This window comes from Streptomyces sp. NPDC050388 (assembly GCF_040655635.1).
Lineage (GTDB): Bacteria > Actinomycetota > Actinomycetes > Streptomycetales > Streptomycetaceae > Streptomyces.
Genome location: NZ_JBFAKH010000171.1, coordinates 1 through 6938, shown reverse-complemented (window position 1 = coordinate 6938; position 6938 = coordinate 1). Strand labels below are relative to the sequence as shown.

At 71.2% G+C, this 6938-nt stretch carries 6 protein-coding genes; 1 reads left to right on the top strand and 5 read right to left on the bottom strand.

All coding sequences use genetic code 11. From position 1 onward, the window contains the following. Nucleotides 1-137 precede the first annotated feature (137 nt). The 5 genes from AB0I73_RS39600 to acsA are packed head-to-tail and all read right to left on the bottom strand — an operon-like array spanning nt 138 to nt 5647. Nucleotides 138-383 (bottom strand): acyl carrier protein, encoded by a 246-nt coding sequence (locus AB0I73_RS39600; RefSeq protein ID WP_363045243.1) that lies wholly within the window; start codon nt 381-383, stop codon nt 138-140. Next, nucleotides 380-1768 (bottom strand): 2-oxo acid dehydrogenase subunit E2, encoded by a 1389-nt coding sequence (locus tag AB0I73_RS39595; RefSeq protein WP_363045242.1) that lies wholly within the window; start codon nt 1766-1768, stop codon nt 380-382. Before AB0I73_RS39595 ends, AB0I73_RS39600 begins: the two co-directional genes overlap by 4 nt. A 2-nt stretch (nt 1769-1770) precedes the next feature. Continuing rightward, nucleotides 1771-2766 carry an alpha-ketoacid dehydrogenase subunit beta gene (locus AB0I73_RS39590; RefSeq protein WP_363045241.1) on the bottom strand — a complete coding sequence of 332 codons (996 nt, stop codon included), beginning with the start codon at nt 2764-2766 and terminating at the stop codon, nt 1771-1773. Then, on the bottom strand, nt 2763-3860 hold the full coding sequence (pdhA, locus tag AB0I73_RS39585) for a pyruvate dehydrogenase (acetyl-transferring) E1 component subunit alpha (protein ID WP_363045240.1): 1098 nt from the start codon (nt 3858-3860) through the stop codon (nt 2763-2765). The genes AB0I73_RS39590 and pdhA overlap by 4 nt, the downstream gene beginning before the upstream one ends. Continuing rightward, the gene (acsA, locus tag AB0I73_RS39580) at nt 3857-5647 is read right to left on the bottom strand and encodes an acetate--CoA ligase (RefSeq protein WP_363045239.1); all 1791 of its coding nucleotides are present in this window, start codon (nt 5645-5647) and stop codon (nt 3857-3859) included. Before acsA ends, pdhA begins: the two co-directional genes overlap by 4 nt. A 498-nt stretch (nt 5648-6145) precedes the next feature. On the opposite strand from acsA, the gene AB0I73_RS39575 reads away from it, so the two are divergent. Beyond that, nucleotides 6146-6938, top strand: a 793-nt coding sequence (locus AB0I73_RS39575) for a universal stress protein (RefSeq protein WP_363045244.1), incomplete at its 3' end; no start/stop codon positions are given.

The following is a 6938-nucleotide window of genomic DNA, read 5'->3' as shown; positions in this document are numbered from 1 at the left end:
ATCGCGTGGAGGAGGCCTACGAGGTCTTCGCGCACGGCCCGGACACCGGCGCCCTGAAGGTCGTGCTGCACCGCGAGGTGCCGTGACCGCCCCGGGAACCGGTCCTCCGACCCGCACCGGGTCGACGACGACACCTCTCACTTCCCGTGGGCGACGAGGAAGTCGGCGCTGCCGGACAGCGTGGTGAGCTGCGGTGTGTCCTCGTCATCGATACGCATGCCGGTCCGTTCGCCCAGGATCTCGATGTAGGTCAGGAAGTCCAGCGAATCCATCTCGAGCGCGTCCCGAAACGCCTCGTCGGGGCCCAGTGTGGCCAGGTCGGCGTCAGGAACGACCTGGACGATCGACTCCTTGACCACGTTCAGCGCGTCGGTTCGGTTCACAGCTTCTCCGGATTCTGCAAGAGACGGTCGAGCGTTGTCAGATAGCGGGCCCCGACGGCGCCGTCCGTCGCCCGGTGGTCCGCCGAGAGGGTGGCCGTGACGACGGGACGTACGCCCAGCAGGCCGTCGACGGCGCAGGGCCGGTCGACCACCCGTCCGAAGCCGACCAGGGCCACCTGCGGCGGATGAATCACGCCGAACACGGTTTCCACGCCCTGGTCGCCCAGGTTGGTGACCGTGATCGTGGCGTCGGACACTTCGGAACCGCGCAGCCTGCCCGTGCGGGCGCGTGACACCAGGTCTTTCAAGGCGGTCATCAGCTCGGGCAGTCCGAGGGTGTCTGCTCGGTGCAGGGCGGGTGCGACGAGTCCCCCGCCGCGAAGGGACACCGCCACGCCGAGATGGACGTCCTGAGCAGCGGCGAAGCGGTCGTCGGTCCAGAAGCCGTTGAGCTCGGGCACCTCGTGTGCCGCGAGGGCGGCCGCCTTGAGCAACAGGGCCGCCGGAAGCAGTCGTTCGGACATCGGACTGCGCCGGTTGTGGTCGTGCAGCCAGTCCATCGCGGTGGCCATGTCGACGGTGGTGGACAGGTAGTAGTGCGGGATGTCCCGGTTGGCGCGGGTCATCAGGCGTGCGATCACCTGGCGCATGCCCGACGCCTGGTCCTCGGGAGGGTGGGAAGCACGCACGGCAGCGGTGGTCCGGCGCGGTGGTGGGGGCGCGGCAGCATGACCGGAGGCCGCCTTGCTCACGTCTTTGGCGCGGATGGCGGAATCCTTGCCGGTGCCGGTCACCGCGGACAGGTCGACGCCCAGCTCGGCGGCGCGTCGGCGGGCGAGGGGGGTGGCCCGTATGCGCGAGGGCTGAGCAGCGGTCGTGGCTGCCGCTGCCCGCTCGATGTCGGCCCGGGTGACACGCCCTGCCGGCCCGGAGCCGTCGAGGGCCGTGAGATCGACGCCGCTCTGCTCCGCGAGGTGCCGGATCAACGGGCCTGCCTCGACGTGTCCGCGGTCCCGGCCCCCGGAGGGCACCGGTGTGCGGGCAGGGGCGGGCTCGGAGGTCCTGGCGGGCCTCGCGTGCTCAGGGGCGGGCGGGGCCTGTGGTTTCCCCTGGGCCTTCCGGGCTCTCTCCGGTACCCCGCGTTCTTCTGCCGCCGGCTCGATCAGCGCGAGCGGCGTGCCCACCGGTACCGTCGTGCCCGGCTCGACGAGCAGTCGTCCCATTGCTCCGCTCTCGAAGCACTCCACCTCGATCGTGGACTTCGCGGTTTCGATGACCGCGACCGGATCGCCTCTGCGGATGAGGTCGCCGGGTCCCACCAGCCATTCCACCAGCGTGCCCTCGTCCATGTCGGCGCCGAGTGACGGCATGGTGAACTCGCCCATGATCAGTCCACCGCCCGGTGTGCGGCCGCGACGATGTCGGTGGTCTGTGGCAGGGCGGCCTCTTCCAACTGCCGGGCGTACGGAATGGGCACCTCGGCGCTGCACACCCGCTCGACGGGGGCGTCCAGGTCGTAGAACGACTCCTCGGCGATGCGGGCGGACACCTCGGCGGCGAGACTCCCCGTGCGCCATGCCTCGTCGACGATCACCGCACGGTGGGTACGGGCCACGGACGCGGTGACGGTCGCACCGTCGAGGGGCCGCAGCGTGCGCAGGTCGATCACCTCGGCGTCGATGCTCTCGGTGGCCAGCTCGTCCGCCGCCGCGAGCGTCTTGGGCAGCGAACCGCCGTACGTGATCAGGGAGATGTCGGTGCCGGGCCTGCGGATCGCGGCATGGTCCAGGTCTACGGGGGCCGTCGGCGGGGCGAGTTCGCCGGAGGTGTTGTAGAGGCCGCCGTGCTCGAAGACCACCACCGGGTCGGGGTCGGCGAGCGCGGGGGCGAGCATGTGGCGTGCGTCCTCGAGCGTGGCCGGGGCGAGCACGCGGATGCCGGGAATGTGTGCGTAGAAGCCTTCCAGGCTGTGCGAGTGCTGTGCCGCGAGCTGCCGCCCCGCGCCCGTCGTCATACGGATGACCAGCGGCACGGGCAGCTGACCGCCCGACATGTGCAGCAGGGTGGCGGCGTTGTTGAGGATCTGGTCGAGGGCGAGCAGGCTGAAGTTGACGGTCATGATCTCGACGACGGGCCGCATCCCGGCCAGAGCGGCGCCGATGCCGGCCCCCACGAACGCGGACTCCGAGAGCGGGGTGTCGCGAACGCGGTCCGGTCCGAACTCCTCCAGCAACCCGAGGCTGACGCCGAAACAGCCGCCGTACCTGCCCACGTCCTCGCCCATGAGGAAGACCCGGTCGTCGGAGCGCAGGGCTTCCCTCAGGGCCTCGCGCATCGCCTCCCGGTACGTCGTCTTCGTCCCCTCCGTCGCGACTGCGTTCACGGTCGGCTCACCTCCTCGGCCGAGGTACTGGTGACGTGGCGGAGCAGGTCCTCGACCGGCTCCTCGGGTGCTTGCTCGGCGGCATCCACGGCGCGGTCGATCTCGTCGGTGATCCGCTGCTCGATCCGGTTGAGTTCTGATTCGTCGAGTTCGCCGCTGTCACGCATGAGGTGCGTCAGCCGGTCGATCGGGTCCCGGGACTTCCACTCCTCGATCTCCGCCTTCTTGCGGTAGCGGTCCGGGTCGTACATGGAATGGGCGCGGAACCGGTAGGTGCGCAGTTCCAGGAAGTGTGGTCCGGTGCCTGCCCTGATGCCTTCGACGGCCCGCCGGGCGGCCTGTTCGACGGCGTCGACGTCCATGCCGTCCACGACCCAGGCGGGCATGCCGTAGGAGGCGGCGCGCATCGCCAGGTCGGTCTGGGCGTGCTCGCGCGTGAGCGCCGTTCCCATGGCGTACAGGTTGTTCTCGCAGGCCAATAGCAGGGGCAGATCCCACAGGGCGGCGAGGTTCGCCGTCTCGTGGAACTCGCCCTCGGCGAAGGCTCCGTCACCGAAGAAGCAGCAGGTGACGCGGGGCATGTCGCGCATCCGGTCGGCGAGGGCGAGACCGGCGGCCAGGGGAAGACCACCGGCGACGATCGCGCTGCCGCCGTAGAAGCGGCGGCTCGCGTCGAACAGGTGCATGGATCCGCCCCGACCGCTGCTGCAGCCGGTCGCCTTGCCGTACATCTCGGCCATGACGGCCTCGGCAGTGAGGCCACGGGCCAGCGCGTGGCCGTGTTCGCGGTAGGTGGAGACGACCGCGTCCTCGGGGGTCAGCGCCTCGTTGACGCCGACGGCGACGGCCTCCTCACCGATGTAGAGGTGAACGAAGCCGCGGATCTTCGCGGCGCTGTACAACTCGACGCATCGCTCCTCGAAGCGCCGGATGCGCAGCATGGCCGCCAGCAGGTCCGTTCGGCGCCGGACATCCGGTCGGCCGACCGGTGGGGGTCCGGTGTCCGCCTTCCGCTTGGTCGTCGCGGTTTTCCTGCCGGGCTTTGGGGGCGCCGAGTCCTTGCGGGTGTAAGCGGTGGGTCGGGCCGCGCTCATGCGGATCCCTCCAAGGTCGACAAGTCGCCCATAGGCAGCCCGAGTTCACGCGCACGCAGCAGCCGGCGCATGACCTTGCCGCTGCGGGTCCTGGGCAGGTTCTGGTCGAACGCGATCTCCCTGGGCGCGACGGCCGGGCCCAGCCGCCGACGGGCGAAACCCAGCAACTCGCGCTCCAGATCCGGGGAGGGGCCGACACCGGGGCGCAGCGACACGAAGGCCTTGACGATGTTCCCGGCCACGGGGTCCGGCCGTCCGATCACTCCGGCCTCCGCGACCGCCGGGTGCTCCATCAGCGCGCTCTCCACCTCGAACGGGCCGATCAGATGCCCCGCCGACTTGATCACGTCGTCGGCGCGTCCCACGAACCAGTACCAGCCGTCCGCGTCCCGTCGCACCAGGTCGCCGGTCAGGTACCAGCCGTCGGTGAAGGCGGCGTCGTAGCGCTCCTTGTCGTGCAGATAGCCGCGGAACATCGACGGCCAGCCGGGGCGCAGCGCCAGCTCGCCTTCTTCGGCGGGGCTCTGCACTTCCGTGACCCGGCCGCCGCTGACCAGCGCCCGGCCGTCCTCGCCGGTCCTCAGCACGGTCGCCTCGACGCCGGGCAGCGGGCGGCCCATCGAGCCGGGCCGGATGTCGCAGGCCGCGTAGTTCGCGATCATGATGCAGCCGGTCTCCGTCTGCCACCAGTTGTCGTGCACCGGCAGGCCCAGCACGTCCCGGCCCCATACGACGGCCTCGGGGTTGAGGGGTTCCCCGACGGAGGCGATGAGGCGCAGGGCCGACAGGTCGTAGGAGCGCGGCAGGTCGTACGGGCCCTGACGTGGTGTCGCACGCATGAGCATGCGCAGCGCGGTGGGTGCCGTGTACCAGACGGTGACCCGCTGCTCGCCGAGGATCCGGTACCAGCGGCGGGCGTCGTAGTCGCCCTCGTCGACGACCACCGTCACGCCGTGCGCCAGCGGGGCGACGATGCCGTACGACATCCCCGTGACCCAGCCGGGGTCGGCGGTGCACCAGTACACGTCCCCGGGGTGCAGATCGAGCGCGTACGCGGCCGTGGCGTGGTGGGCGACCACCGCCTCGTGGACATGGACCGCGCCTTTGGGGGTGCCCGTGGTGCCGCTGGTGAAGTGCAGCAGGGCCATGTCTCCGGGCGAGGTCGGCGGGATGGTGAAGGTGTCCGCGGCGGCGGACATCAGCGCGTCGAAGGAGACGGTGCCGGGCAGATCCTCGGTGCCCGGCCCGACGATCAGGACGTGTTCCAGGCCGGGCAGTGAGTCCCGGCGGTCGGCCACCTTCTTCCGGTAGAGGGCCGCTGTGGTCACGAGCACCCGGGCGTCGCCGAGACGCAGCCGCTGCTCCACCGGGTCGGGGCCGAACGCGGAGAACAGCGGGCAGAGCACGCCGGTGTTCTTCAGCGTGCCCAGCACCGTGGTGTAGAGCTCGGGGCAGCGGCCGAGCAGCGTGAACACCCGGTCGCCGTGGCCGACGCCGAGTGTCCGCAGCACGTTCGCGAAGCGGGCCGTACGCCGGGCCAGCTCGGCGTACGTGACATCGGTGACGGCGTTGTCCCGGGCGATGCACCGCAGCGCGACCTTGTCCGCCTGGTCCGAGGTCGCATGCCGGTCCACCGCCTCGTGTGCGATGTTCAGCCCGCCGCCGGGCAACCCGGCCAGCGCAGTGCGCGCCTGAGCCCAGGTGAACGTCGAGCGGGCCCGTTCGTAGTCGGTGAGCCGGGGCGGAACGACCGGTGCGGTGTCCTTGTGGATCGTTTCCCAGTCCATAGGTGCTCCTCGCGGCACTGCCCTTGAGCTCCAGGGTCGCGGAGCATGGCGCCGGTCGCACGTCGGCCCGCGTGGAGCGCCCGGACCAATGGACGGGCGGCATCTGCCGGCCTCGATGGAGCCGAGGGCCGCCCGCTTCTTGCGGGCCCTCATTGCACGGTGCGCGGTTTCGCTCCGCTTCTCCGTGTCTTTTGTGGCCCTCGGCTCATTTCCATGACACCGCTGCCCGCCCGTCGGCTGTAGGGCCGGACGGCCCCGCCGAGAGCGCCGACCGGCCCTCTCGGCGGAGAGCAGGGTCGGCCGGATCCGTTCAGGGACCAACGGCACCTCCAGCTACGGGCTGAGGGCCGGGAAAGTGGAATCACACCTCACCGGGAGGCCCATGATGTCTCCTACCGGCACCGTTGGTTCGGACGGCTCGTGCGAAAGTCTCGCCGCTGCCGAGCGGGCCGCCCGTGAGGCCGCCCTGCGGCAGTGTGGAGAAAGGCGGTGGACACCATGACTCAATTGCCCTTGGTCGTGGGCGTCGACGGATCGGACCCCAGCCTCCTGGCGGTCGACTGGGCCGTGGACGAAGCAGGCCGGTACGGACTGCCGCTGCGCCTGGTGCACGCCTCCCTCTGGGAGCGCTACGAAGGCACCGTTTCCCCGGTCGGCGAACAAAGGTCCCCGACGAGTGTGACGGCCGAGCGCATCGTCGCCTCCGCCGCGGACCGTGCTCACCGGCGCAACCCGCAGATCAAGGTCTCCACGGCGATCTTCCCCGAGGAAGCGGTGCACGTCCTGGTGCGCGAGAGCGACAACGCCTCGCTCCTGGTGGCCGGATCGCGGGGTCGCGGCGAGTTGAAGGGACTGCTCCTGGGCTCGGTCGGGCTCGCCGTGGCCGCGCGGGCGCACTGCCCGGTGATCGTCGTGAGAGGCGACACGGCCGGTCTGGCCGGCACCCACGAGCGGATTCTGCTCGGGGCGGGGGACCCCGGCGCGAGCGGTGAGGCGGTGGACTTCGCCTTCCGTGAGGCCGAGGCACGCGGGTGCGTCCTGGACGTCGTACGCGCCTGGCGCTGCCCCGCCCACGAGACCACCGGCCACCTGGCGTCAGCCGGGGAACCGGCGTGCCAGCACGAGGAGCAGGCTTCCGTCCTGCTCGGTGAGCTGCTGCGCGACGCGATCGCCGCCCACCCGGGCGTCCGGGTGCGCCGGGCGACGGTCGAAGGCCCGGCCCCCAAGGTCCTCGTGCTCCGGTCGGCCGCCGCCGACCTGGCGATCGTCGGCGCCCGGCGCCGCCAGGGGC

Coding starts and splice junctions, on each gene's coding strand:
- acsA (WP_363045239.1), bottom strand. CDS start 5,647: ATGGACTGGGAAACGATCCACAAGGACACCGCACCGGTCGTTCCGCCC.
- pdhA (WP_363045240.1), bottom strand. CDS start 3,860: ATGAGCGCGGCCCGACCCACCGCTTACACCCGCAAGGACTCGGCGCCC.
- AB0I73_RS39595 (WP_363045242.1), bottom strand. CDS start 1,768: ATGGGCGAGTTCACCATGCCGTCACTCGGCGCCGACATGGACGAGGGC.